We start from the raw sequence: 23,479 nt of genomic DNA, 5'->3' as shown, positions 1-23,479 counted from the left end.
GAACCGGACGGTGCCCGTGTCGGGGTGCGGACGCTAGGGTCGTCCCCGACGGAAGTGACGAGTCTCAGGAGGCACGGCGTGACGGTGCGCGTAGGCGTGAACGGGTTCGGTCGGATCGGGCGCAACTTCTGGCGCGCGGTGGACGCGCAGCGCAAGGCCGGAACCAGCGACATCGAGATCGTGGCGGTGAACGACATCACCGACAACGCCACGTTGGCGCACCTGCTCAAGTACGACTCGATCCTGGGCCGCCTGCCCTACACGGTGTCCTCCACCGACGACGAGATCCTCGTCGACGGCAAGGGCTTCAAGGGTCTCGCCGTGCGCGACCCGGCCGAGCTGCCCTGGAAGGACCTCGGCGTCGACGTCGTGGTCGAGTCCACCGGCATCTTCACCAGCCGCGACGGCGCGTCGAAGCACCTCGACGCCGGTGCCAAGAAGGTCGTCATCTCCGCCCCGGCCTCCGGGGAGGACATCACGATCGTCAAGGGCGTCAACGACGGCGACTACGACGGCAGCCAGAACATCATCTCGAACGCGAGCTGCACGACGAACTGCCTCGCCCCGATGGCCAAGGTGCTCGACGACCTGGTCGGGATCGAGAAGGGTCTGATGACCACGATCCACGCCTACACCCAGGACCAGAACCTGCAGGACGGCCCGCACAAGGACCTCCGCCGCGCCCGCGCCGCCGCGCTCAACATCGTGCCGACGTCCACCGGCGCCGCGAAGGCGATCTCGCTGGTCATGCCGCACCTCAAGGGCAAGCTCGACGGTTACGCGCTGCGCGTCCCGATCCCCACGGGCTCGGCCACCGACCTGACGGCGACCGTCGGCCGGGAGACCACCGCCGAGGAGGTCAACGCCGCGATGAAGGCCGCGGCCGAGGGTCCGCTCAAGGGTGTCCTGCTCTACACCGAGGACCCGATCGTGTCCTCCGACATCGTCACCGACCCGCACTCCTGCATCTTCGACGCGGGCCTGACCAAGGTCATCGGCAACCAGGTCAAGATCGTCGGCTGGTACGACAACGAGTGGGGCTACTCCAACCGCCTCGTCGACATCACCGGGCTGGTGGCCTCGAAGCTGTGAAGACTCTCGACGACCTCATCGACGAGGGCGTCGAGGGCCGTCCGGTCCTCGTGCGCTCCGACCTCAACGTCCCGCTCGACGACGCCGGTGAGATCACCGACGACGGCCGGATCCGGGCCTCGGTCCACACGATCTCCGAGCTCTCCGGGGCGGGTGCGCAGGTGATCATCGTCGCGCACCTCGGCCGTCCGAAGGGCGGGCCGGACCCGGCGCTGTCCCTGGCGCCGGCCGCCTCCCGGCTCGGCGAGCTGCTCGGCGCCCCGGTGCGGCTGATCAGCCAGAAGCACTGGGACGCCGGCCGCGGCGACCTCGGCATGGCGGCGGGCGACGTCGTGATGCTGGAGAACATCCGGTTCGACCCGCGCGAGACGTCGAAGAACGACGACGACCGGGCGGCGCTGGCCGACGAGCTGGTCGCCCTCACCGGCGACGACGGCGCGTTCGTCTCCGACGGCTTCGGCGTCGTGCACCGCAAGCAGGCGTCGGTCTACGACGTGGCGCAGGACCTCCCCGCCTACGCGGGCGGGCTCGTGCTGTCCGAGGTCGGGGTGCTCCGCGCGCTCACCGAGGCGCCGAAGCGTCCCTACGTCGTGGTGCTCGGCGGGTCGAAGGTCTCCGACAAGCTGGCCGTGATCGAGGCGCTGCTGCCGAAGGTCGACGCGCTGCTCGTCGGCGGCGGGATGTGCTTCACGTTCCTCGCCGCGCAGGGCTACGGCGTGGGGGACTCGCTGCTCGAGCGCGAGCAGATCGGCTCCTGCCGCACGCTGCTGGAGTCCGGGAAGATCGTGCTGCCCACCGACGTCGTGGTGGCCGACGACTTCTCGGCCGAGGCGAACACGCGGACCGTCGCGGCCGACGCGATCCCCGACGGCTGGAAGGGCCTCGACATCGGCCCCGAGTCCGTCGCGGCGTTCGCGGAGGTGCTCTCCGGGGCGGCCACGGTGTTCTGGAACGGGCCGATGGGCGTGTTCGAGCTGGCGCCGTTTGCCGAGGGCACCCGCGGGGTGGCGCAGGCGATCGTGGACTCGAGCGCCTTCTCCGTCGTCGGCGGTGGCGACTCGGCCGCGGCGGTACGCGCGCTGGGCCTGCCCGAGGACGGCTTCTCGCACATCTCGACCGGCGGCGGCGCGTCGCTGGAGTACCTGGAGGGCAAGACCCTCCCCGGCATCGCGGTACTGGAGCAGTAGATGGCACGCAAGCCGCTGATCGCCGGCAACTGGAAGATGAACCTCAACCACCTCGAGGCCCTCGCGCTGGTGCAGAAGTTGGCGTTCGCGCTGCCGGAGAAGTACTACGCGAAGGTCGAGGTGGCGGTGCTGCCGCCGTTCACCGACATCCGCTCGGTCCAGACGCTGATCGACGGCGACAAGCTGCTGATGGTGCACGGCGCGCAGGACCTCTCGCCGCACGACTCCGGTGCGTACACCGGCGACGTCTCCGGCGTCATGCTCGCGAAGCTGGGCTGCCGCTACGTCACCGTCGGGCACTCCGAGCGCCGCGAGATCCACGGTGAGGACGACGCGGCCGTCAACGCGAAGGTGCGGGCCGCGATCAAGCACGGCATCGTGCCGATCCTCTGCGTCGGCGAGGGCCTCGAGGTCCGGGAGTCGGGGGAGCACGTCGCGCACACCACGCGCCAGCTCACCGCCGCGCTGGTGGGCGTCGACGCCGGGCAGGCCGCCACGCTGGTGATCGCCTACGAACCGGTGTGGGCCATCGGCACCGGTCGAGTCGCGAGTGCGGCCGACGCGCAGGAGGTCTGCGCGGCCCTGCGCGAGGCGGTCGCGACGAAGTACGGGGCGGAGACCGCCGGGCAGGTCCGGGTGCTCTACGGCGGCTCGGTGAAGGCGAAGAACGTCGGCGAGATCGTGGCGGAGGCCGACGTCGACGGAGCGCTGGTCGGCGGAGCGAGCCTCGATGCCGACGAGTTCGCCCAGCTGTGCGCGATCGCGGCGGGCGGCCCGCTCCCGTAGCGTTCTCCGGGCCTTGTACCCTCGGTCAGGTCGTTCCGCGAGGTGAAGAGGATGGGATGAGGATCGCTCTCCAGATCGTGCTGATCGTCACCAGCGTTCTGCTGGTCACGTTCATCCTGTTCCAGCGGGGCAAGGGCGGTGGCCTGTCCAGCCTCTTCGGTGGCGGCGTGCAGTCGAGCCTGTCCGGTTCGACGATGGCGGACAAGAACATCCAGCGGATCACGTTGTTCACAGGGCTGGTCTGGGTGATCGCCATCGTCGGCACCGGCCTGCTGGTGAAGGTAGGGGTCTAGATGGCGATGTCCGGTGGCAACGCGATTCGCGGCACCCGGGTGGGTGCCGGTCCGATGGGGGAGTCCGAGCGCGGCGAGACCGCCCCGCGCGAGCACATCCCCTACTACTGCGCCAACGGCCACGTGACGACGCCGTCGTTCGCGTCCGAGGCGGAGATCCCCGACTCGTGGGACTGCCCGCGCTGCGGCCTGCCCGCCGGTCGCGACGGGCAGAACCCGCCCGCCGCCCCGCGCACCGAGCCGTACAAGACGCACCTCGCGTACGTGAAGGAGCGCCGCTCCGACGCCGACGGCGCGGCCATCCTCGACGAGGCACTCGGCCGCCTGCGCGCCTCCCGCGAGCTGTAGGACCGGCGATGGGCCTGCGCGCAGCGTTGCGCGCGAGGATCGTCAGCGCGGTCGACGAGGTCGTCGCCCGGCACCGGGCCGAGCAGAACGCCGAGCTGCGGGCCCAGATCGACGCGTCCGTCCGGGCCGAGGTCGACCGGATCGTCACCGAGATCCGCGACGTCGAGAACCGCGACCGGCGCGACACGATCGCCGCGGCCGAGCGCGAGGCCGTGAGGTCCACGGCCCGGTTCGTGCAGCAGACGATGCAGCAGGCGCGGTCCTTCCCGCACCCGGTGGCCACCCTGGAGCACGCGCTGACGCTCGCGCCGTCCGGCGGGCTCGCGCTGGAGTTCGGCGTGTTCACCGGCAGCACGCTGACGATCATCGCCGCGGCCCGCGACGGCGGCGTGTACGGCTTCGACTCCTTCGACGGCCTGCCGGAGAACTGGCGCTCGGGCTTCGACGCCGGCGCGTTCGCCGTCGACGGGCCGCCCGAGGTCCCCGGGGCCGAGATGGTGGTCGGCCTGTTCGCCGACACGCTCCCGGGTTTCCTCGCCGGGCACCCGGGCCCGGTCGACCTGCTGCACCTCGACGCCGACCTGCACAGCTCCACGGCCTGCGTGCTCGACGCCGTCGGCCCGCGGCTGCGGCCCGGCAGCGTCGTGGTCTTCGACGAGTTCTTCAACTACCCCGGCTGGGAGCAGCACGAGGCCCGGGCGTGGCGCGAGTACACCGCGGCCCACGACGTCGCGTTCCGGTACGAGGCGTTCACGCACGACAACGAGCAGGTCGTCGTCCGCGTCCTCTGATCGGCGGGCCGCGCACCTTTCGGACGTGCGCGGGCGGCGAACGGGTGCGCGCACCCGTCAGCGCGGACGGTCAGCCGACGAGCGTGAGCTGTGCGTCCAGGGCCGTCGCGAGTCGGTCGGCGGTGGTCGCCGCGGGCACCGCCGCGGCGGCGAGGGTCAGCAGGTCGCCGTCGCGCTCCGTCGCGGCGAACACGCCGCCACCGGGCAGCCCGCACACGAACCCGGTACCCGCCGGTGTCCGGCTGCCGGCGGTACACACCGCGGCGACGTCGTCGAGAGGGACGGCCGGCGCGATCTCGACGACCAGGAACTCCCCGCCGCCACCGTCGGCGTCGTAGATGCAGCGGGTGTCGCTCGCGGCGATCTCGTCCGGCGCCCAGGCGACGCCGGACGCCATGGTGAGGGCGTCGGCGTCGAGCAGGCACGCGGCGGGCGGGGCAGGGGGCTGCGTGGTGACCGGCGCCGCCTCGGGCGCGGGCGCGGCGGTGCAGCCGGCGAGGACGGCCGCACCGGCGAGCACCCCCAGGAGTCTCATTGCGGCAGGGCCGCCTCGACCGCCGCCACGACCTCGTCGGACCCGGGCTCGGTGCGCGGGCGGAACCGGCGCAGCACGGTGCCGTCGGTGCCGATGAGGAACTTCTCGAAGTTCCACAGCACGTCGCCCGCCGCGCCGGTGTCGTCGGGCAGCGTCGTCAGCTCGGCGAAGAGCGGGTGGCGGTCGGGCCCGTTGACGTCGACCTTCTCCGTCAGCGGGAAGCTCACGCCGTAGGTGGCCGAGCAGAACGTCGCGATCTCCTCGGGGGTGCCGGGCTCCTGCCCGCCGAACTGGTTGCACGGCACGCCGAGCACGGTCAGCCCGCGGTCGCCGAAGCGCTCCTGGAGCTGCTCGAGCCCGGTGTACTGCGGGGTGAGCCCGCACTTCGAGGCGACGTTCACGACGAGCACGACGCGCCCCTCCAGCGAGGGCAGCGGGGATCCGTCGAGGGCGGACAGGGGCGTGTCGAGCGGCGTGGGAAGGGCGGGTTCGGCCATGTCGTGCACCTTACGACCGCGATATCCTCCGCCGATGACGCGGTGGACGCTGCCCCCTGACGAGATCCCCGGCGCCTGGTTCAACGTGGTGCCGCACCTGGCGACACCCCCGCAGCCGCCGTTGCACCCCGGCACCCGCGAGCCCGTCGGCCCCGACGACCTGGCTCCGCTGTTCCCGATGGCGCTGATCGGCCAGGAGGTGAGTGCGGAGCCGTGGATCGACATCCCGGGCGAGGTGCTCGACATCCTCAAGCTGTGGCGGCCCACCCCGCTGGTCCGCGCGACCCGGCTGGAGAAGGAGCTGGGCACCCCGGCCCGGATCTACTTCAAGGACGAGTCGATCTCGCCGTCGGGCAGCCACAAGACCAACACGGCGGTGCCGCAGGCGTTCTACAACAAGGCCGAGGGCATCACCCGCCTGACGACGGAGACCGGTGCGGGTCAGTGGGGCACCGCGCTGGCGTTCGCGACCGCGCAGTTCGACCTCGACCTCAAGGTCTACATGGTCCGCGCCTCGTTCGACCAGAAGCCCTACCGGCGCATCGCGATCGAGACCTGGGGCGGGGAGGTCGTGCCGTCGCCGGTCGACGACCCGAGCCACCCCGGCTCGCTCGGCAGCGCCATCTCCGACGCCGTGCGCGACTGCGCCGGCCGTGCGGACACGCACTACTCGCTCGGCTCGGTGCTCAACCACGTGCTGCTGCACCAGACCGTGATCGGCCTCGAGGCGAAGGAGCAGCTGGGGCTGGCGGGGGAGGGGCTGCCGGACGTCGTCATCGCGCCGTGCGGCGGGGGGTCCAACCTCGGGGGCATCGCGTTCCCGTTCGTCCCCGACGCCGGCGTGCGGCTGCTCGCCGTCGAGCCGCTGTCGTGCCCCACGCTCACGCAGGGCGAGTTCGGCTACGACTTCGGCGACGTGGAGGGGCTCACGCCGCTGCTGCCGATGTACAGCCTCGGCGCGACGTTCATCCCACCGTCGATCCACGCGGGCGGGCTGCGCTACCACGGCGACTCCCCGCTGATCTCCCAGCTCGTCCGCGACGGCCGGATGGAGGCCGTCGCGTACCCGCAGGGGAAGGTGTTCGAGGCCGCGATCCAGTTCGCGCGCACCGAGGGCAAGATCCCGGCGCCGGAGTGCGCGCACGGCATCCGCGCCGCGATCGACGAGGCGCTCGCCGCGAAGGAGACCGGTGAGGAGAAGGTCATCCTGTTCAACTACTGCGGGCACGGCTTCCTCGACCTCGCCGCGTACGACGAGTACAACCACGGCCGGCTGCCCGACGAGCAGGGCTCCTGATCAGCATCCGCCCCGTCAGCATCCGCCCCGTCAGCATCCGCCCCGTCAACATCCGCCCCGTCAACATCCGCCCCGTCAACATCCGCAGGGTGCCGTGAGCGGGTCGGGCGCGCGCTCCACGCGCCCGGCCGCCGTCTCCACCGGGAACCCCTCACGGATCCAGTACTCGATCCCGCCCTGCATCTCGCGCACCGCGAACCCGCGCCGCGCGAGCGCGAGGCCGGCGCGGGTGGCGCCGTTGCACCCCGGTCCCCAGCAGTAGACGACGACGGGCGTGCCCGGGTCGAGCGGCCCGGGCAGCTCGGCCGTCGGCAGGTGGACCGCCCCCGGCACGCGGCCCTGGTCCCACGCGGTGCCGCTGCGGGTGTCGACGAGGACGAACCCGCCGTCGGGCAGGTCCCGGTGCACGTCGGAGACGTCGGTGAGGAACTCCAGGCGGGCGGCGAAGAAGGCTGCGGCATCGAGTGCCGAGGCGTCGATCATGGGGCCGATGCTAGGCGGCCTGTGCCCGTGCTGACAGACACGATCCACGGTAGATTCAGTGCGTGGCCATGGATTCCCTGGACGATACGGACTGGCGCCTGCTGGAAGCCCTGCAGGCCGACGGCCGCGCGAGCTACGCCGACCTCGGCCGCACCGTCGGTCTCTCACCCAGTGCGGTCACCGAGCGGGTGCGCAGGCTCGAGGAGTCCGGGGTGATCACCGGCTACACCGCCGAGGTCGACCCGGAGAAGCTCGGGCTCGCGATCACCGCCCTGGTCCGCCTGCGCTACCCGCACGGCAACTACAAGCCCTTCCGCGACCTGCTCGCGACCACCCCGGAGATCGGCGAGGCCCACCACGTCACCGGGGAGGACTGCTTCGTGCTGACGGTCCGGGCCCGGTCGATGCGGCACCTCGAGGAGGTCACCGGGCGGATCTCGGGCCTCGGTGCCGTCACCACCAGCGTCGTCTACTCCAGCCCGCTGCCGCGGCGCTCCGTCGTCGCGAGCGCGGTCGGGGCGTCCGGCGCCGCGGCGAGCACGTCCCGCCGCCGGACCTGAGCCCGCTCCTCCGCGCCACCTGAGCCCGCTCATCCGCGCCACCTGAGCCCGCTCATCCGCGACGCAGCGCGCGGCGGTAGTGGAACAGCACACTCAGGGCGATCCAGAACAGCGGCCAGACGGGCCAGAGGCGGGGTCCGTCGCCGTCGATCCCCGGGCCGTCGAATCCCGGGCCGAGCGCCCAGCGGAGCAGCAGGAGCACGGCGACCACCGCACCGACGGCCACGTGCACGGTCAACCGGCGGCGGGCCGACGGGCTCAGCCCGCCCCAGCCGCGGGGGGCGGGCTCCGGCTCCGGGCCGGGCAGGTCCGCGGTGAGCGGGGCCAGTTCGTGGCGGAACTGCGCGGCGTACGCCGACGCCTGGCGCTCGTCGGCCTCGGCGAGGGTCAGGCGGCCGTCGGCGGCGGCGTCGCGCAGGCGCTGCGCGACCACCTCCCGCTCGGTGTCGGAGACGCGGAGGGAGGAGACGCGGAGGGAGGAGACGCGGAGGGAGGTGGCGGGGACATCGCTGGTGGTCATGAACGCTCCGGTGGGCCGGTCGGGGTGGGACGCGATCCAGCCTCGCGGTCCGGACGGCTCGTGTCGTCCGGTCCACGGGGGCACCGCGGCTGCGCCCTGCGGGGTAGCCGACCCGAACGGCGTACGCCCGCGGGCGCAGGCCGGGCTCCGCCCGGCGCGGGATCCGTCGGGTGCCGGACCTGGCTACCGTGGACCGGTGCCGCCGACCCCCAGTTCCCGCGCGTGGTGGGGCGGCTCCCGCGCGTGGTGGGGCGGCGTGTGGTCGACGGTCGTCGTGCCGCTCCTGGTGGCGGGGTTCACCCTCGGCGGCACCCAGTGGTCAGACCGGTACGGGCAGCCCGCCGCGCGTCCCGTCGACGCCCTCGCGGTCGTGCTGCTGCTGGCCGGACCGGCGCTGCTCGTGGTGCGCCGTGCCCGGCCCGGCCTCGTCCTCGGGCTGGTCGCCGCCGTCCTGATCACCTATCTCGCGCTGGGCTACCCGGTCGGGCCGGTGTTCGTCGCCTCGCTGTTCGCGCTGGCCGAGGCGGTGTCGGCCGGGCGCCGGGTCGTGGCGTACACCGTCACCGCGGTGACGTTCACCGCCGCGGTCTCGGCCTACGCGCTCACGCACCCCACGACCGCGATCCCGCTCTCCGCGATCGGGGGTTGGACGGCGTCGCTGGTCGCGTTCGTCGCCGGGTGCGAGCTGCGCCGGTCGCGCCGCGAACGCCTGGAGCAGGCGCGGGAGGCGCGGCGGGAGGCCGAGCGCCGCCGCGCGGGCGAGGAGCGCCTGGAGATGGCGCGCGAGTTGCACGACGCGCTCGGCCACCACCTGTCGCTGATCAACGTGCAGGCCGGGGTCGCGTTGTACCTCATGGACGACGATCCCGAGCAGGCCCGCCGCGCCCTGGCGACGATCAAGAAGTCCAGCCGCGAGCTGCTGCGGGAGATGCGCGCGACCCTCGGCGTGCTGCGCGGCGTCGACGAACCGTCCCGCGAACCGGTCGCCGGGCTCGCCCGCCTCGACGCGCTCGTCGTGGAGAACGGGCAGGCCGGGCTGCCGGTCACCGTCCACACGCACGGATCGCCGCGGGACCTGCCGGCCGGGGTGGACCTCGCGGCCTACCGGATCGTGCAGGAGGCCCTGACCAACACCCGCCGCCACGCCGCGGCCGACTCCGCGACGGTCCTGCTGGGCTACGACGACGAGGGGCTGACCATCGAGGTCACCGACGACGGCACCGCGTCCTCGGCACCCGGGGGCGGGAACGGGCTGCCCGGGATGCGGGAGCGCGCCGCGGCACTGGGCGGCACGTTCACCGCGGGCCCCGGCCCCGAGGGCGGGTTCCGGGTCCGTGCCCACCTGCCGACGGCGCGGGAGGAGGCGACCCCGTGATCCGGGTGCTGCTGGCCGACGACCAGGCGCTCGTCCGCGCCGGGTTCCGCGCGCTGCTGTCCTCGACCCCCGACATCGCCGTCGTCGGGGAGGCCGAGGACGGGCACGCGGCCGTACTCCGGGCCCGGGACACCGCGCCCGACGTCGTCCTCATGGACATCCGGATGCCGGGCACCGACGGGCTCGACGCCGCCCGACAGATCGTCGCCGACCCGCGGCTGGCCGGCGTCCGCGTCGTCATGCTCACGACGTTCGCCGAGGACGCCTACATCTTCGACGCGATCCGGGCGGGGGCCAGCGGGTTCCTGGTCAAGGACATCGAGCCCGCCGACCTCATCGCGGCGGTCCGCGTCGTCCACCGCGGCGACGCGCTGCTCTCCCCGACGGTGACCCGCCGGCTGATCGAGGAGTTCGCCGCGCGGGCCCGGCCGCCCGGACGCGAGGTGGGGGCCCTGCTCGCCCGCCTCACCGACCGCGAACGCGAGGTCCTGGCCCTGGTGGCGACCGGGCTGTCGAACGACGACATCGCCGCGCGTCTGGTCGTCAGCCCGGCCACGGCGAAGACCCACGTCAGCCGGGCGATGGTGAAGCTGGGGGTCCGCGACCGCGCCCAGCTGGTGGTGATCGGCTACGAGTCCGGTCTGGTGCGGCCGGGCTGGCTGGGCTGACCGGTGATCACGGGCGTCCGCCACGGCCGAGGAGGGCGGCGAACAGGGTCGCGGGTCCGGTGCAGGTGGCCCCGAGGGCCCGGACGCGCTCGCGCAGACCCCGATCGGCGGTGACGACGACGACGCCGTGCCCACCGAGGTCCCGGGTGAGCGCGACGGTCGCGTCGTCGTCGTCGCCGTCGTCGTCGGCCCGCACCACGTGCAGCCGCGGGTGCGCGGGAGGGTCGGCGGCCCGGGCCGCTCCCTCCACCACCAGGTGCAGGGTGATGTCGTCACCGTGTACCCCGGTGCCCAGCAACCCGGTGTCCAGCAACCCGGCGTCCAGCAACCCGGCGTCCAGCAACCCGGCGTCCAGCACCCCGGTGTCCAGTGCCGTGGCGAGCTCCGCGGCCAGCCGTTCCGCCGCCCCGGCCCGGTCGCGCCACCAGCCGTCGGGACGGGAGCCGACGACGTTGGCCCCGTCCACGACGACGTGGGTCATCAGCCGATCGCGGGCACCAGGTCGCGCGGCAGCTTCGACGCCGCGGCGCGGTCGAGGAGCCAGCGGGTGCGCCTGCGGCCGCGCGCACCGGCGACCGGGATGGCGACCTCGCCCGCCTCGCCCAGGGCGAGCGAGACCGCGACGGCCTTCGCCTCGCCCGTGGTGATGATCCAGACCTCGGCGGCGCGGCGGATCGCCGGCAGCGTCAGCGACACGCGGGTGGGCGGTGGCTTGGGGCAGCCGTGCACGGCGACGACGCAACGTTCGGTCTCGTAGACGGCGGGGGAGTGCGGGAACACCGACGCGGTGTGGCCCTCCCCGCCCATCCCGAGCAGCAGGATGTCGAACGACGGCACCGGGCCGTGGTCCTCCGGGCGGGCCGCCTTCGCGAGCAGCTGGGCGTAGGTCTCGGCGGCGGCGTCGGCCCCGGACGGGCCGGTGCCGGTGTCGGCGCCCATCGCGAACACCTTCGCCGGGTCGACGCGTACGTGGTCGAGCAGAGCCTCGCGGGCCTGGGTCTCGTTGCGGTCGGGGTGCCCGGGCGGCAGGAACCGCTCGTCGCCCCACCAGAACTCGACCTGGCCCCAGTCGACGGCGTCTCGTGCGGGCGTCTGCCGGATGTGCTCCAGCATCGCGATCCCGACGCCGCCGCCGGTGAGCACCAGCTTGGGCACCGCGCCCGCGGCCTGCAGGTCGACCAGGCGGGTGAGGAGCCGGGCCGCGGCGGCCGCGGCGAGGACGTCGGGGTTGGCGTGGACGGCGATGTCGGCGGCCATCAGGACGACACCGCCAGCGCCGGCACCGTCACCGGCGTGCGCCCGCGGGTGGTCCGGGCGACACCGGCGAGCGCGGCACGGTAGATCTCGTCCGGGTCGAGCCGGCGCAGCTCCTCGGCGAGGCAGTCGCGCAGCTCCCGGCGGGGCAGTGCGACGAGCCGGTCGGGCTGCCCCGGCTGGCGCAGGCTGCCCACCTTGCCGTCGGGGCGCAGCAGCTCCACCGGGCCCGACGGCCGTTCCAGGACGACCGACACGAGGCCGGGCCCGCTCGCGGCGGGGGAGCGCTTGACCTTCACCCCGAGCCGGGAGACGAGCCAGCCCGCGATCAGGTCGGTCGACGGCGACACGGCCTCGCCCGCGACCACCGCGGACGTGACGTCCTCGTGCGGCGGGGCGTCGAGGGCTGTCGCGAGCAGCGCGCGCCACGGCGTCAGGCGGGTCCAGGTGAGGTCGGTGTCGCCCGCGACGTGCTTCGCGCGGCGCTGCTCGAACGCCTTCACCGGGTTCTTCGACGACAGCGCGTCGGTGATGCGCCGCTGCGCGAGCCGTCCGACGGCGTCATCGGACGGCACGGCGGGGGCCTCGCCCGGCCACCACGCGACGACCGGCGCGTCGGGCAGCAGCAGCGGCGTGACCATCCCGGCCCCGGCCTCGGGCGCGGCGAGCGCACCGTAGCCGCGCAGCACGATCACCTCGCTCGCGCCCGCGTCGCCGCCGACCCGGATCTGCGCGTCGAGCCGCGGCGCCGCCTTGCGCTGGCCGCTGGCCAGCACGATCACCCGGCACGGGTGCTCGCGGCTGGCGGAGTTCGCGGCCTCGATCGCCCCCTCGACGGCGGAACCGTCGTCGGTGATGATCACCAGGGTGAGCACGCGGCCCAGCGCCTGCACCCCGCCGTCCTCGCGGAGCTCGACGAGCTTCTTGTTGACCGCCGATGTGGTGCTCGACGGAAGGTCGACGATCACGGGCGCCTCCAGGTGCGGCCGGTGCGGGCGAGCATGGCGTCGGCGGACTCGGGCCCCCACGAGCCGGCCGGGTAGGGATCGGGCCCGGTCTTCGCGGCGTGCCAGTGCTCGATCACCGGGTCGAGGATCTCCCAGGACCGCTCGACCTCGTCGTTGACCGGGAACAGCGACGGCTCGCCGAGCAGCACGTCGAGGATCAGGCGCTCGTAGGCCTCGGGGGAGGCCTCGGTGAAGGAGGTCCCGTAGCCGAAGTCCATCGTGACGTCGCGGACCTCCATGGTGGAGCCCGGGACCTTCGACCCGAACCGCATGGTGACACCCTCGTCGGGCTGCACCCGCACCACGAACGCGTTCTGGCCGAGCTCCTCGGTCATCGTCTCGTCGAACGGGAGGTGCGGGGCACGCTTGAAGATCACCGCGATCTCGGTGACGCGGCGGCCGAGGCGCTTCCCGGTGCGCAGGTAGAACGGCACGCCCGCCCAGCGGCGGGTGTCGACCTCGACGGTGATCGCGGCGTAGGTCTCGGTGCCGGACTCGGGGTCGAAGCCGACCTCCTCCTTGAGCCCGGGCACGTTCTCGCCGCCCTGCCACCCGCCGCTGTACTGCCCGCGGGCGGTGGTCTCCTCCAGCGGCCCGACGAGGCGGGTCGCCTTGAGCACCTTGGTCTTCTCCGCGCGCAGCTCGTCTGAGGAGAACGACGTGGGCTCCTCCATCGCGATGAACGCGAGCAGCTGCAGCAGGTGGTTCTGGATGACGTCGCGGGCGGCGCCGATGCCGTCGTAGTACCCCGCCCGCCCGCCGAGGCCGATGTCCTCGGCCATCGTGATCTGCACGTGGTCGACGTAGTGGGAGTTCCAGATCGGCTCGAACAGCTGGTTGGCGAAGCGCAGCGCCAGGATGTTCTGGACGGTCTCCTTGCCGAGGTAGTGGTCGATGCGGAACACCGAGTCCTCGGGGAAGACCTCGTTGACGATCCCGTTGAGCTCCACGGCCGACTTCAGGTCGTGCCCGAACGGCTTCTCGATGACGACCCGGCGCCACTGATCGAGGCCCTCCTGGGCGGCGAGCCCGGAGCGGGAGAGCTGTTTGCACACCACCGGGAACGCGTTCGGCGGGATCGAGAGGTAGAAGGCGTGGTTGCCGCCGGTGCCGCGCTCGCGGTCGAGCTCGCGGACGGTGTCCTCCAGGCGGTCGAACGCGTCGTCGTCGTCGAAGCTGCCCTGGACGAACCGGAACCCCTCCGCGAGCCGGTCCCACACGCTCTGCCGGAACGGGGTGCGCGCGTGCTCCTTGACGGCCTCGTAGACGACCTGGCCGAAGTCCTGCGCGGCCCAGTCGCGGCGGGCGAAGCCGGTGAGGGCGAAGCCGGGCGGCAGCAGCCCGCGGTTGGCGAGGTCGTAGATGGCGGGCATCAGCTTCTTGCGCGAGAGGTCACCGGTGACCCCGAAGATCACCAGTCCGCACGGTCCCGCGATCCGCGGGAGCCGCTTGTCGCGCGGGTCGCGGAGCGGGTTGCTCCAGCCCGCAGCCGGCGTGGCCGTCATCGTGTCTCCCAGTCGTTCGGTGTGGGGTGATCGTCCTACAGGTGCTGTACCGCGCGCACGACGGCCACCAGCCCGAGGAGGCGGTCGGGCAGGTGCAGCCGCAGTACCGGTCCGGGCTGGGCCGCGGCGTCGGCGTCGGCCTGTCCGACCTGGGCGTCGTCGAGCCCGGAGCGGCCGTCGCCCGCGCCGGTGATCTGGCAGACGGCCGCTCCCGGCCGCAGCGCCGGGCCCCAGTCGAAGGTGACGGTGCGGCCGGTCCGCCGGGCCAGCACGCCGCGCAGCAGCGCGATCGAGGCGTCGGACTCGCGGTCGAGGTGGGCGTGCAGCGCGACGTGGGTCCCGCCGGCGTCCATCAGGGCCAGCAGGGCGTCGCCGACGGTGGTGGTGCCCGGGGGCAGCCACGGCCCCGCGGAGACCTCGACGTCGTCGTCGGTGAACGCCGGACGCAGGTGGTCACCGGACGGGGCGGGCCGCCCGGGCTCCCGCAGGTGCGCGGCGACGGCCGCGGCGTGCTCCCACAGCAGGATCCGCGCGGCGACCGGGCCGGGCACGTCGACGTCACCGTCCGGGCCGATGCGCAGTGCCTGGTGGGTGTCCGGTCCGCCGTCGTGGACGACGGGCACCGGCTCGCCGCCGACCGCGTCGAGCAGCGCGGCGGCCCAGCGGTCCCCGACCTCCACGACGTCGTGCTCGGCCAGCAGCGCGCCCAACACGATGGCGGGGTTGGCCGGGTCGTCGGCGAGCAGGGTGTCGCGGGCCGCCACGGCGTCGGTGACGAGCGCGGCGACGTCGGCACCGGCGAGCCCGGCGGGCACCAGGGCGTAGGGGGAGAAGGCACCGGCGGCCCCACCGGTGACGGTGGCGTCCCGACCGGGTGCGACGACCACCGTGTGCGCGTCCGCGTCGAGCCCCTCCGCCCGGAATCCCGCGCGGATCTCCTCGACGACGCGGTCCAGCGCCCGGACCTCGACCGGGGCGGTGCCGGGCGGGACGGCGACCACGAGCACCGTGGCGTCGAGGTCGCCGTCGAGCGCGTCGGCCACCCGTACCGGGTCGGCGGTGTCGAGCACGAGGAGCCGGGCGCCGTCGCCCGCGAACGCCTCGGCGACCGCACCGACCTCCGGCGCGGCGACCAGCAGCACCTTGGCCAGCCCCGCGACGTGCAGCGACTCCCGCAGCGCCGTGATCTCGCCGACCAGCGGCCGCGCGGCCCGCACGCACGCGGCGCGCGGTCCGTCGGCGACCCGGGACGCGACGGCCCCGTCCACCAGCCGGTCGAGCAGCTCGGCCGGCTGGTGGACGGAGGTGGTCAGCACGGGCGCCCCATCTCGTCCAACTCAGCGGGCGCCGTCGAGCTGGCCCTGCACGGTCTCGCCGAGCTCGGCCCAGGACTTGTCGAACTTCTCGACGCCCTCCTCCTCCAGCACGAGGAACACGTCGGTGAGGTCGATGCCCACGCGCTCGAGGGCGTCGAAGACCTCCTGCGCCTCGGCTGCGGTGCCGGTGACCCGGTCGCCGTGGACCTCGCCGTGGTCGGCGAAGGCCTGCATCGTCTTCTCCGGCATGGTGTTGACGGTGTCGGCGACGACGAGCTCGGTGACGTAGAGGGTGTCGGGGTAGTCGGGGTTCTTGACCCCGGTCGAGGCCCACAGCGGTCGCTGGACGACCGCCCCCTGCGCGGCGAGTGCCTCCCAGCGCTCCCCGGAGAACACGTCCTGGAACGCCGCGTAGGCCAACCGGGAGTTCGCGACCCCGGCCTTGCCGCGCAGCGCCAGCGCCTCGTCGGTGCCGATCTTCTCGAGCCGCTTGTCGATCTCGCCGTCGACGCGGGAGACGAAGAAGCTCGCGACCGACGCGATGCCCGGCAGCGCGTGCCCGTTGGCCGCGGCGGCCTCCAGCCCTTCCAGGTAGGCGCCCATGACGGCGCGGTAGCGCTCGACCGAGAAGATCAGCGTGACGTTCACCGAGATGCCCTCGGCGAGCGTGCGGCCGACCGCGGGCAGGCCCGCCTCGGTGGCCGGGATCTTCACCAGCAGGTTGGGCCGGTCGACGGCCTTCCACAGGTCGATCGCCTGTGCGACGGTGCCGTCGGGGTCACGGGCCAGGCCCGGGTCGACCTCCAGCGACACGCGTCCGTCGACGCCGTTCGTGGACTCCCAGACGCCGCGGAAGACGTCGCAGGCCTCGGTGACGTCGGCGACGGTGATCTCGCGGACCGCGTCCTCGACCGACGCGCCGCGCCCGGCGAGCTCGCGGACCTGCTCGTCGTAGGCCTCGCCGTTCGCCAGCGCCCCCGCGAAGATCGTCGGGTTGGTGGTGACGCCGACGACGTGCGACCCGGTGATCAGCTCCTGCAGGTTGCCGCTGCGCAGGCGCTCGCGCGACAGGTCGTCGAGCCAGATGGAGACACCCGCGTCGGCGAGCGCCTTCAGACGGTCGTTGCTCATCTCGGAACTCCTCAGACTGCGTCGTCGGTGATGGCGGAGAGGCTGCGCTCGGCGGCCGCGACGACCGCCTCGGTGGTGAAGCCGAACTCGCGGAACAGGACGTCGGCATCCGCGCTCGCGCCGTAGTGCTCGATGGAGACGATCTCGCCCGCGTCGCCGGCGAAGCGGTACCAGGACTGCGCGACGCCTGCCTCGACGGTCACGCGCGCCCGGACGGCCTTCGGGATGACCGACTCGCGGTAGGCCGCGTCCTGCTCGTCGAACCACTCGACGCACGGCATGGAGACCACACGGGTGGGAACGCCCTTGTCCTCCAGTACCTTCCGCGCCTCGACGGCCAGCGACACCTCGGACCCGGTGGCGATGATCACCAGCTGCGGCGTGCCGGACGAGGCGTCGGCCAGCACGTACCCGCCCTTGGCGACGCCCTCGACGGAGGTGCCCTCCAGGGTCGGCAGGTTCTGCCGCGACAGCGCGAGGCCGCACGGGCCCTCGGGGCGCTCCAGCACCGCCTTCCACGCCGACGCCGTCTCGTTGGCGTCGGCCGGGCGCACCACGGACAGGCCCGGGATCGCGCGCAGCGCGGAGAGCTGCTCGATCGGCTGGTGCGTCGGGCCGTCGCCGCCCAGGCCGATGGAGTCGTGCGTCCAGACGTAGATGCCGGCGCACTTCATCAGCGCGCCGAGCCGCACGGCCGGGCGCATGTAGTCGGAGAAGATGAGGAACGTGCCGCCGTAGGGGCGGGTGGGCCCGTGCAGCGCGATCCCGTTGATGATCGAGCCCATCGCGTGCTCGCGGATGCCGAAGTGCAGCGTGCGGCCGTAGGGCTGCGCCTTCCACATCGACGTGGCGATCGAGGTGGGCCCGAACGAGTCGGCGCCCTCCATCGTGGTGTTGTTGCTCTCCGCGAGGTCGGCCGAGCCGCCCCACAGCTCGGGCAGCACGTCGGCGAGGGCCTTGAGCACCTCGCCGGAGGCCTTGCGGGTGGCGACGCCCTTCGGGTCGACGTCCCAGCTCGGCAGCGCCTTCTCCCAGCCCTCGGGCAGGGTGCGGCCCAGCATGCGGTCGAGCAGCGCCTTGCGGTCGGGCTCGCGCTGCGCCCACGCGTCGAAGGAGGTGGTCCACTCCTCGTGGGCGGCCCTCCCGGTGTCGCGCAGGGAGCGGGTGTGCGCGAGGACGTCGGCGTCGACCTGGAAGGACCGCTCCGGGTCCATCCCGACGATCTTCTTGACCGCCGCGATCTCCTCGGCGCCCAGCGCCGAGCCGTGCGCCTTGCCGGTGTTCATCTTCGTCGGCGCGGGGAAGCCGATGATCGTGCGCAGCAGGACGAACGACGGGCGGCCGGTCTCGGCCTTCGCCGCGGCCAGTGCGTCGAGGATGCCGGTGACGTTCTCGCCGCCCTCGACGACCTGCACGTGCCAGCCGTAGGCCTCGTAGCGCTTCGCGACGTCCTCGGACAGCGCGATGTCGGTGTCGTCCTCGATGGAGATCTTGTTGTCGTCGTAGATCACCGTGAGGTTGCCCAGCTGCTGGTGCCCGGCGAGCGAGGACGCCTCGGCGGTGACGCCCTCCTCGATGTCGCCGTCGGAGGCGATGACGAAGATCTGGTGGTCGAACGGGCTCTCGCCGGGGGCGGCGTCCGGGTCGAACAGGCCGCGCTCGCGGCGCGCGCCCATCGCCATGCCGACGGCGGAGGCGAGGCCCTGGCCCAGCGGACCGGTGGTGATCTCGACGCCGGGGGTGTGGCGGTGCTCGGGGTGGCCGGGGGTGGCCGAGCCCCACTGCCGCAGGTTCTCGATGTCGGCGAGCTCGAGTCCCCAGCCGCCGAGGAACAGCTGCAGGTACAGCGTCAGGCTGGAGTGCCCGCAGGACAGCACGAAGCGGTCGCGGCCGATCCAGTCGGCGTCGGTGGGGTCGTGGCGCATCACCTTCTGGAACAGGCTGTACGCCAGCGGGGCGAGGCTCATCGCGGTGCCCGGGTGACCGGACCCGGCCTTCTCGACGGCGTCGGCGGCGAGGACACGGACCGTGTCGACGGCCCGCCGGTCCAGTTCGGTCCAGTCGGCGGGCAGCGAGGCCTGCGTCAGGCGGGCGATGTCGGCATCGGTCACGGGCACGGCGGCTCCCTGGTCTTGGGCTTCTACTTCAGGCACTGGTCACGGGGCGGTACGCCACGACGCGTCGGCGCCAGCCTATCCACGTCGGACAGGTGGGTGTGCTCTGCGCACCCACGGTTCACGCCGGGTTACCCGACAGGCCGTCCCGTCATGCGCCGGGCTAGGATCGACGCGCTGTAGAAGAACCGCCCCACCACATCGCGGATCGAGGTTGTGCCGGTGAGTGTGCCCGTGTCCGACGTGGCACCGACGCAGGTCGGATTCGTGGCTCGTGCGCGATCCACCGTCGGCGCCTACCTGGGCCTCACCAAGACCCGGATCATCGAGCAGCTCCTGGTCGTCACGGTCCCGGCGATGTTCCTCGCGCAGCGGGGCATCCCGAGCGTCTGGCTGATCATCGCCACGCTGCTCGGCGGCGCGCTGGCCGCGGCGAGCGCGCACGCGCTCAACTGCGTCGTCGACGCCGACATCGACAAGGTGATGAAGCGCACCGCGCGCCGTCCGCTGGCCAAGGGTCAGGTGCCGCCGCGCAACGCGCTGATCTTCGGCCTGGTCCTGGGCGTGCTCAGCTCGGTCTGGCTCGGGTTGACGACGAACTGGCTCGCCGCCGCGCTGTCGGTCGCGGCCATCGCGTTCTACGTGCTGGTCTACACGCTGCTGCTCAAGCGCCGGACCTCGCAGAACATCGTCTGGGGCGGCGCGGCGGGCTGCATGCCCGTCGTCATCGGGTGGGCGGCGGTCACCGGCACCGTCGAGTGGCCCGCGCTGGTCATGTTCGCGATCATCTTCTTCTGGACTCCGCCGCACTTCTGGGCGCTCGCCATGCGCTACCGCGAGGACTACGCCGCCGCCGGGGTGCCGATGCTGCCCGTCGTCGCCACGCCGGTGCAGGTGTCGCGTCGGATCGTCGCGTACTCGTGGGTGATGTTCGTGGTCACGCTCGCGCTGCTGCCCGTCACGTCGTGGATCTACGCGGCCGTCGCGGTGCTGGGCGGGGCGTGGTTCGTCATCTCGGCCCACCGCCTGCACCACGACATCGTGGCGGGCGACGAGGTCAGCCCGATGAAGCTGTTCCACCTGTCGAACATGTATCTCTGCCTGCTGTTCGCCGCGATCGCGGTGGACGCGGCGATCGGCCTCCCGGTCCTCGGCCTGCCCTTCTAGCGGCCCGCCCCGCCGCGCTGCGACCCGTCGGGCCACGCGGCCCGGCGCGCGACCCCGCCGGCTGTACGTCCCGCCTGACCCACGCACGGCGCAGACCCCGCAGTACCGCACAGACCCACGGGCACGGCGCAGGCCGCCGGCGGTCTGCGCCGTGACCACCCGGTCTGCGCCGTGACCACCCGGTCTGCGCGGTGCCGCCGAGTTCCACCGTTCCGCCACGGGGACGACGACCGCCGCAGCATCCTCTCCCGGTGGATCCCCTCCTGCACCGGCACGCCCTGCTCGCGGCCGGGGCGGTCCCGCACGAGGTCCGTCGGCAGCTGCGGCTCGGTGAGCTCGCGGGGGTCCGGCGGGGCCGGTACGTGGCGGGCCCGCTCCCGTCGCGGCCGGAGCTGCGCCACCTGCTGAACGTGCACGCCGCCATGGCGGAGCTGGCCCCGGACGCCGTCGCGAGCCACCAGTCGGCCGCCGTCGTGCACGGCCTGCCCATCTGGGACACGGACCTGACCCGCGTGCACGCGACCCGGGACCGGCGGTCGGGCGCGCGCCGCAGCCCCGTCACGCACCTGCACGCGGCCCGGCTCGATCCCGACGAGATCGTGGTCGTCGCCGGCGTGCGGGTCACCTCGATCGCGCGGACGGTGCTCGACGTGGCGCGGTCGGTGTCGTTCGACGCCGCGCTGGTCGTCGCCGACGCGGCGCTGCACCGCCACCTCCTCACGCGTGAGGACCTGGCCGCGGCGCTGGTGCGGGCGCAGCGGTGGCGCGGCGCACCCGGTGCCGCCCGGGTGCTCGCGTTCGCCGACCCGGGCTCGATGAGCGTCGGCGAGACGCGCAGTCGCATCGCGCTGCGCGACGCCGGCCTCCCGGTGCCGGTGCTGCAGTGGCGGGTGCGCCGCCGCGACGGGACCGAGGTGGCGCAGACCGACTTCGGCTGGCCGGAACGGCGGACGGTGGGGGAGTTCGACGGCCGGGTGAAGTACGGCCGGTCCCTGCGCCCCGGGCAGGACGTCGCGCAGGTGCTGTTCGAGGAGAAGCGGCGGGAGGACGCCGTCCGGGCCGAGGACCTCGGGATGGTGCGGTGGGTGTGGGCCGACCTCGACCGGTTCGCGCCGGTGGCCGAGCGGCTCCGACAGACCTTCCGCTGACCCCGACCCGTCGCCGGCCGACGCGCGCTGACCCCGCTTCCACCCCGCCGGACGCCACCGCGCAGACCCTGATGTCACCGCGCAGACCGCCGGGGGTCTGTGCGGTGACCGGGGGTCTGCGCGGTCGGCGGTGGAACCGGACCGGTCAGGCCGTCGGGGTCGCCGGCTCCGGGGTCGCCGGTGACGTAGAGCCCGGGGATGCCGAGGCGCCGCCCGCGCGGGTCAGCGACATGATCGAGTCGAGCACCGCGGCCGGTTGCTCGCCCGCCCCGGCGCCGTGTCCGGTGGCCTCGAAGCCCACCGCGTCGACGGCGCAGTCGACCTCGTTCGTCCCGAGGATCTGGCCGATCTGGTCCTCCAGGGAGGCGCCCGCGGAGACGTCGACGGTCTCGCAGCCGAACGAGCGCGCCTGGGCGAGCCGGTCGGCGTTGAGGTCGCCGACGATGACGACGGCCGCGCCCAGCAGGTTCGCCGAGTACGCGGCGGCGAGACCGACCGGGCCGGCCCCGGCGGCGTAGCCGGTGGACCCCGGTCGTCACGCCCGCGGTGTGGGCGCCGTGGTGGCCGGTCGGGAAGATGTCCGACAGCATCGTGAGGTCGAGGACCTTCTCCGGCGCCTGGTCCCGGTCGGGGAACTTCAGCAGGTTGAAGTCGGCGAAGGGGACCATGACGAACTCGGCCTGCCCGCCCTCCCAGCCACCCATGTCGAGGTAGCCGTACGCGGAGCCCGCCCGGATGTTCGTCGAGACCGTCCGCAGGATCACCGCGTGGTCGGCCTTGCGGGTCATCCCCATCGCCTCGGCCACCTGGGTCGGGACCTCGAGCTTCGGGTAGTCGTGGTCCTCGACCGCGACGACGCCGGGCTCCTTGTAGGCGACGATCTTGTTCCCACTCGTGCGTGCCTCCTCATGTGCGGAGGAGGGCCTACCCGTCGGCGGACGGGGGTGAGAACGGGGCTCAGCCGCCGTAGGTGGGCTGGGTCTGGGGGTTGAACACGTCGAACACCACGTCCTCGGCGCCGGCGATCGCGGGGTCGTCGACGGCGAGCACGTCGAGGCCCTTCTGGATGTCGGAGGAGAAGACGTGGCCGTTGTACCAGTACGCCGACCACGAGCCGCCCAGCGTCAGCTCGGTGCTCGAGAGCGGGCCGCGCTCCCAGAACCCGATCTCGACGGGGTTCGTGGAGTCGGTGAAGTCCCACACCGAGATCCCGCCCTGGTACCAGGCCTGCACCATGACGTCGCGACCCGGCACGGGGACGAGCGAGCCGTTGTGCGCGACGCAGTTCTCCTGCTCGGTCTGCAGGCGGGGGATCTTGTAGTAGCTGCGGAACTCGAGCTGACCGTCGACGATGTCGTAGATCCCGTCGGCGCCGCGCAGCGGACCGACCGCGGCGGTGCAGGTGGCCGCACTGCCGCCGCCGAGCTCGTCGGTGAAGACGACCTTCGTGCCGTCGTCGTTGAACGTGGCGCTGTGCCAGAACGCGAAGTTGGTGTCGTCGCGCACCCGCTCGATGACCTGCGGGTCCTCGCGGTCGGAGATGTCCAACAACACGCCGTCGCCCATGCACGCACCCGCGGCGAGGTTCGTCGCCGGGTGGACGGTGATGTCGTGGCAGCCGGTGGTGGTGTCGCTGCCCGGGCCGGGGTTGCCGCCGTCCGGGAACAGCACCGGCTCCGCGACGACGGCCGCGGCGGCCGGGTCGGCCAGCGGCACCTCGACGATCGAGATCCGGTCGTGCGGCGGCCGGCAGTCGAGCAGCTCCGGCGCGGGGGAGTAGGAGGAGACGTAGAGGTAGACCGACTCGCCCGCGGTGTCGGGGACGAGCGTGTGGGTGTGCGAGCCGCAGGCCGTGGCCACCGACGTCACGTACGCCGGATCGGCCGGGTCGGACACGTCGAAGACCTTGATGCCCTCCCAGTACGGCAGCAGGCCCTGCGGCTGCGGCGCCGCGGAGCAGGTGTCGTCGCTCCAGCGGGAGTCGGTGGACAGGAACAGCAGGTCACCGCTCACCGACACGTCGTTCTGCGAGCCCGGGCACAGCACCTGGCTGACGATCTGCGGCGCGGTGGGCTCGCTGATGTCGTAGACGACGAAACCGTCGTAGTTGCCGACGTAGGCGAGCTCGCCCTGGAAGGCGATGTCGGTGCCGTAGGACGCCTCGCCGGTGAACGGGTCCCGCCGCGGGACGTTCGCGAGCTGGGTGAGGTTGTCGCTGCTCACGATCTCGTCGACGCCCGGCCCGACCGGTGGCGGCCCCGGAACCGTCGCCGAGGCAGGCAGCGGTGTGACCAGCGCGAACGCCGCCACCACCGCCGTGACCAGTACGGTTCGCAGCCGTCCGTCCATCGCTGATCGTCCCCCCGACGTGTCCCCCGACTGCCACGCACTGTGCCAAGGGAACC

General features: G+C 73.2%; 25 protein-coding genes. 12 read left to right on the top strand and 13 right to left on the bottom strand.

What is annotated here, in order from left to right; translation table 11 throughout:
- Positions 1-78 precede the first annotated feature (78 nt).
- Genes gap through I4I81_RS08655 form a run of 6 tightly spaced genes read left to right on the top strand, consistent with a single transcriptional unit; the run spans position 79 to position 4,497 of the window.
- Positions 79-1,092: a type I glyceraldehyde-3-phosphate dehydrogenase gene (gap, locus tag I4I81_RS08680; protein ID WP_218602884.1), complete on the top strand. Its 1,014-nt coding sequence runs from the start codon at positions 79-81 to the stop codon at positions 1,090-1,092.
- The gene (locus I4I81_RS08675) at positions 1,089-2,279 is read left to right on the top strand and encodes a phosphoglycerate kinase (protein ID WP_218602885.1); all 1,191 of its coding nucleotides are present in this window, start codon (positions 1,089-1,091) and stop codon (positions 2,277-2,279) included. Before gap ends, I4I81_RS08675 begins: the two co-directional genes overlap by 4 nt.
- Positions 2,280-3,065, top strand: a complete 786-nt coding sequence (gene tpiA / locus I4I81_RS08670; RefSeq protein WP_218602886.1) for a triose-phosphate isomerase — start codon at positions 2,280-2,282, stop codon at positions 3,063-3,065.
- A 56-nt stretch (positions 3,066-3,121) separates the two neighbouring features.
- The gene (gene secG, locus I4I81_RS08665; protein ID WP_218602887.1) at positions 3,122-3,358 is read left to right on the top strand and encodes a preprotein translocase subunit SecG; all 237 of its coding nucleotides are present in this window, start codon (positions 3,122-3,124) and stop codon (positions 3,356-3,358) included.
- Between the two features lie 6 nt (positions 3,359-3,364).
- The gene (locus I4I81_RS08660; RefSeq protein WP_172162279.1) at positions 3,365-3,706 is read left to right on the top strand and encodes an RNA polymerase-binding protein RbpA; all 342 of its coding nucleotides are present in this window, start codon (positions 3,365-3,367) and stop codon (positions 3,704-3,706) included.
- Positions 3,707-3,714: 8 nt separating this feature from the next.
- Entirely contained in the window at positions 3,715-4,497 is a 783-nt protein-coding gene (locus tag I4I81_RS08655; RefSeq protein WP_218602888.1) for a class I SAM-dependent methyltransferase, read from the top strand.
- A gap of 70 nt (positions 4,498-4,567) precedes the next feature.
- Here the strand turns inward: I4I81_RS08655 and I4I81_RS08650 are convergent, their stop codons facing one another.
- Together I4I81_RS08650 and I4I81_RS08645 are read right to left on the bottom strand one after the other, a co-directional pair.
- A complete protein-coding gene (locus I4I81_RS08650) occupies positions 4,568-5,032 on the bottom strand; it encodes a hypothetical protein (RefSeq protein WP_218615948.1) in 465 nt (154 codons plus the stop codon).
- Entirely contained in the window at positions 5,029-5,529 is a 501-nt protein-coding gene (locus I4I81_RS08645; protein ID WP_218606076.1) for a glutathione peroxidase, read from the bottom strand. Before I4I81_RS08645 ends, I4I81_RS08650 begins: the two co-directional genes overlap by 4 nt.
- Before the next feature lie 34 nt (positions 5,530-5,563).
- Between I4I81_RS08645 and I4I81_RS08640 the strand changes: the two genes are divergently transcribed.
- Positions 5,564-6,826 carry a TrpB-like pyridoxal phosphate-dependent enzyme gene (locus tag I4I81_RS08640; RefSeq protein ID WP_218615947.1) on the top strand — a complete coding sequence of 421 codons (1,263 nt, stop codon included), beginning with the start codon at positions 5,564-5,566 and terminating at the stop codon, positions 6,824-6,826.
- Between the two features lie 75 nt (positions 6,827-6,901).
- Here the strand turns inward: I4I81_RS08640 and I4I81_RS08635 are convergent, their stop codons facing one another.
- Entirely contained in the window at positions 6,902-7,309 is a 408-nt protein-coding gene (locus I4I81_RS08635) for a rhodanese-like domain-containing protein (RefSeq protein WP_218606078.1), read from the bottom strand.
- Between the two features lie 68 nt (positions 7,310-7,377).
- Between I4I81_RS08635 and I4I81_RS08630 the strand changes: the two genes are divergently transcribed.
- Positions 7,378-7,869: an Lrp/AsnC family transcriptional regulator gene (locus I4I81_RS08630; protein WP_225925233.1), complete on the top strand. Its 492-nt coding sequence runs from the start codon at positions 7,378-7,380 to the stop codon at positions 7,867-7,869.
- Positions 7,870-7,921: 52 nt separating this feature from the next.
- Here I4I81_RS08630 and I4I81_RS08625 read toward each other — a convergent pair whose 3' ends face one another.
- Positions 7,922-8,389: a DUF1707 SHOCT-like domain-containing protein gene (locus I4I81_RS08625; protein WP_218615946.1), complete on the bottom strand. Its 468-nt coding sequence runs from the start codon at positions 8,387-8,389 to the stop codon at positions 7,922-7,924.
- A gap of 196 nt (positions 8,390-8,585) precedes the next feature.
- Between I4I81_RS08625 and I4I81_RS08620 the strand changes: the two genes are divergently transcribed.
- Positions 8,586-9,764 (top strand): sensor histidine kinase, encoded by a 1,179-nt coding sequence (locus I4I81_RS08620; protein ID WP_218606203.1) that lies wholly within the window; start codon positions 8,586-8,588, stop codon positions 9,762-9,764.
- Positions 9,761-10,432 (top strand): response regulator, encoded by a 672-nt coding sequence (locus tag I4I81_RS08615; RefSeq protein WP_218606202.1) that lies wholly within the window; start codon positions 9,761-9,763, stop codon positions 10,430-10,432. Before I4I81_RS08620 ends, I4I81_RS08615 begins: the two co-directional genes overlap by 4 nt.
- Before the next feature lie 7 nt (positions 10,433-10,439).
- Here the strand turns inward: I4I81_RS08615 and I4I81_RS08610 are convergent, their stop codons facing one another.
- From I4I81_RS08610 to tkt, 7 genes are read right to left on the bottom strand one after another with little or no spacing between them, the layout of a single operon-like run.
- Positions 10,440-10,913 (bottom strand): hypothetical protein, encoded by a 474-nt coding sequence (locus tag I4I81_RS08610; protein WP_218606201.1) that lies wholly within the window; start codon positions 10,911-10,913, stop codon positions 10,440-10,442.
- Positions 10,913-11,692 (bottom strand): 6-phosphogluconolactonase, encoded by a 780-nt coding sequence (gene pgl, locus I4I81_RS08605; protein WP_218616544.1) that lies wholly within the window; start codon positions 11,690-11,692, stop codon positions 10,913-10,915. The genes I4I81_RS08610 and pgl overlap by 1 nt, the downstream gene beginning before the upstream one ends.
- On the bottom strand, positions 11,689-12,654 hold the full coding sequence (opcA, locus tag I4I81_RS08600; RefSeq protein ID WP_218605141.1) for a glucose-6-phosphate dehydrogenase assembly protein OpcA: 966 nt from the start codon (positions 12,652-12,654) through the stop codon (positions 11,689-11,691). Before opcA ends, pgl begins: the two co-directional genes overlap by 4 nt.
- Positions 12,651-14,198 (bottom strand): glucose-6-phosphate dehydrogenase, encoded by a 1,548-nt coding sequence (gene zwf / locus I4I81_RS08595; RefSeq protein ID WP_218605140.1) that lies wholly within the window; start codon positions 14,196-14,198, stop codon positions 12,651-12,653. Before zwf ends, opcA begins: the two co-directional genes overlap by 4 nt.
- Positions 14,199-14,233: 35 nt before the next feature.
- Positions 14,234-15,514 (bottom strand): amino acid adenylation domain-containing protein, encoded by a 1,281-nt coding sequence (locus I4I81_RS08590; protein WP_218605139.1) that lies wholly within the window; start codon positions 15,512-15,514, stop codon positions 14,234-14,236.
- A gap of 21 nt (positions 15,515-15,535) precedes the next feature.
- Positions 15,536-16,645, bottom strand: coding sequence for a transaldolase (gene tal / locus I4I81_RS08585; RefSeq protein WP_218605138.1), 1,110 nt, complete (start codon positions 16,643-16,645; stop codon positions 15,536-15,538).
- A gap of 11 nt (positions 16,646-16,656) precedes the next feature.
- A complete protein-coding gene (gene tkt, locus I4I81_RS08580; protein ID WP_218615945.1) occupies positions 16,657-18,762 on the bottom strand; it encodes a transketolase in 2,106 nt (701 codons plus the stop codon).
- Positions 18,763-19,026: 264 nt separating this feature from the next.
- Between tkt and I4I81_RS08575 the strand changes: the two genes are divergently transcribed.
- Positions 19,027-19,926 carry a heme o synthase gene (locus I4I81_RS08575; RefSeq protein ID WP_226363836.1) on the top strand — a complete coding sequence of 300 codons (900 nt, stop codon included), beginning with the start codon at positions 19,027-19,029 and terminating at the stop codon, positions 19,924-19,926.
- A gap of 251 nt (positions 19,927-20,177) precedes the next feature.
- A complete protein-coding gene (locus I4I81_RS08570; protein ID WP_218605506.1) occupies positions 20,178-21,074 on the top strand; it encodes a type IV toxin-antitoxin system AbiEi family antitoxin domain-containing protein in 897 nt (298 codons plus the stop codon).
- Between the two features lie 145 nt (positions 21,075-21,219).
- On the opposite strand, the gene I4I81_RS31740 is transcribed toward I4I81_RS08570, so the two are convergent.
- Both I4I81_RS31740 and I4I81_RS08560 read right to left on the bottom strand, forming a co-directional pair.
- Positions 21,220-21,519 (bottom strand): MDR/zinc-dependent alcohol dehydrogenase-like family protein, encoded by a 300-nt coding sequence (locus I4I81_RS31740; RefSeq protein ID WP_443690196.1) that lies wholly within the window; start codon positions 21,517-21,519, stop codon positions 21,220-21,222.
- 512 nt (positions 21,520-22,031) lie between these two features.
- Positions 22,032-23,423, bottom strand: coding sequence for an LVIVD repeat-containing protein (locus I4I81_RS08560; RefSeq protein ID WP_218605507.1), 1,392 nt, complete (start codon positions 23,421-23,423; stop codon positions 22,032-22,034).
- Positions 23,424-23,479 lie beyond the last annotated feature (56 nt).

The organism is Pseudonocardia abyssalis (assembly GCF_019263705.2).
Lineage (GTDB): Bacteria > Actinomycetota > Actinomycetes > Mycobacteriales > Pseudonocardiaceae > Pseudonocardia > Pseudonocardia abyssalis.
This window is presented reverse-complemented; position numbering and strand designations above follow the sequence as displayed.

Excerpts from the sequence above, each read along its gene's own strand:
- tpiA (WP_218602886.1), top strand. The coding sequence starts at position 2,280 with ATGGCACGCAAGCCGCTGATCGCCGGCAACTGGAAGATGAACCTCAAC.
- secG (WP_218602887.1), top strand. The coding sequence starts at position 3,122 with ATGAGGATCGCTCTCCAGATCGTGCTGATCGTCACCAGCGTTCTGCTG.
- I4I81_RS08660 (WP_172162279.1), top strand. The coding sequence starts at position 3,365 with ATGTCCGGTGGCAACGCGATTCGCGGCACCCGGGTGGGTGCCGGTCCG.
- I4I81_RS08655 (WP_218602888.1), top strand. The coding sequence starts at position 3,715 with ATGGGCCTGCGCGCAGCGTTGCGCGCGAGGATCGTCAGCGCGGTCGAC.
- I4I81_RS08650 (WP_218615948.1), bottom strand. The coding sequence starts at position 5,032 with ATGAGACTCCTGGGGGTGCTCGCCGGTGCGGCCGTCCTCGCCGGCTGC.
- I4I81_RS08645 (WP_218606076.1), bottom strand. The coding sequence starts at position 5,529 with ATGGCCGAACCCGCCCTTCCCACGCCGCTCGACACGCCCCTGTCCGCC.
- I4I81_RS08640 (WP_218615947.1), top strand. The coding sequence starts at position 5,564 with ATGACGCGGTGGACGCTGCCCCCTGACGAGATCCCCGGCGCCTGGTTC.
- I4I81_RS08635 (WP_218606078.1), bottom strand. The coding sequence starts at position 7,309 with ATGATCGACGCCTCGGCACTCGATGCCGCAGCCTTCTTCGCCGCCCGC.
- I4I81_RS08630 (WP_225925233.1), top strand. The coding sequence starts at position 7,378 with ATGGATTCCCTGGACGATACGGACTGGCGCCTGCTGGAAGCCCTGCAG.
- I4I81_RS08625 (WP_218615946.1), bottom strand. The coding sequence starts at position 8,389 with ATGACCACCAGCGATGTCCCCGCCACCTCCCTCCGCGTCTCCTCCCTC.
- I4I81_RS08610 (WP_218606201.1), bottom strand. The coding sequence starts at position 10,913 with ATGACCCACGTCGTCGTGGACGGGGCCAACGTCGTCGGCTCCCGTCCC.
- zwf (WP_218605140.1), bottom strand. The coding sequence starts at position 14,198 with ATGACGGCCACGCCGGCTGCGGGCTGGAGCAACCCGCTCCGCGACCCG.
- tal (WP_218605138.1), bottom strand. The coding sequence starts at position 16,645 with ATGAGCAACGACCGTCTGAAGGCGCTCGCCGACGCGGGTGTCTCCATC.
- I4I81_RS08560 (WP_218605507.1), bottom strand. The coding sequence starts at position 23,423 with ATGGACGGACGGCTGCGAACCGTACTGGTCACGGCGGTGGTGGCGGCG.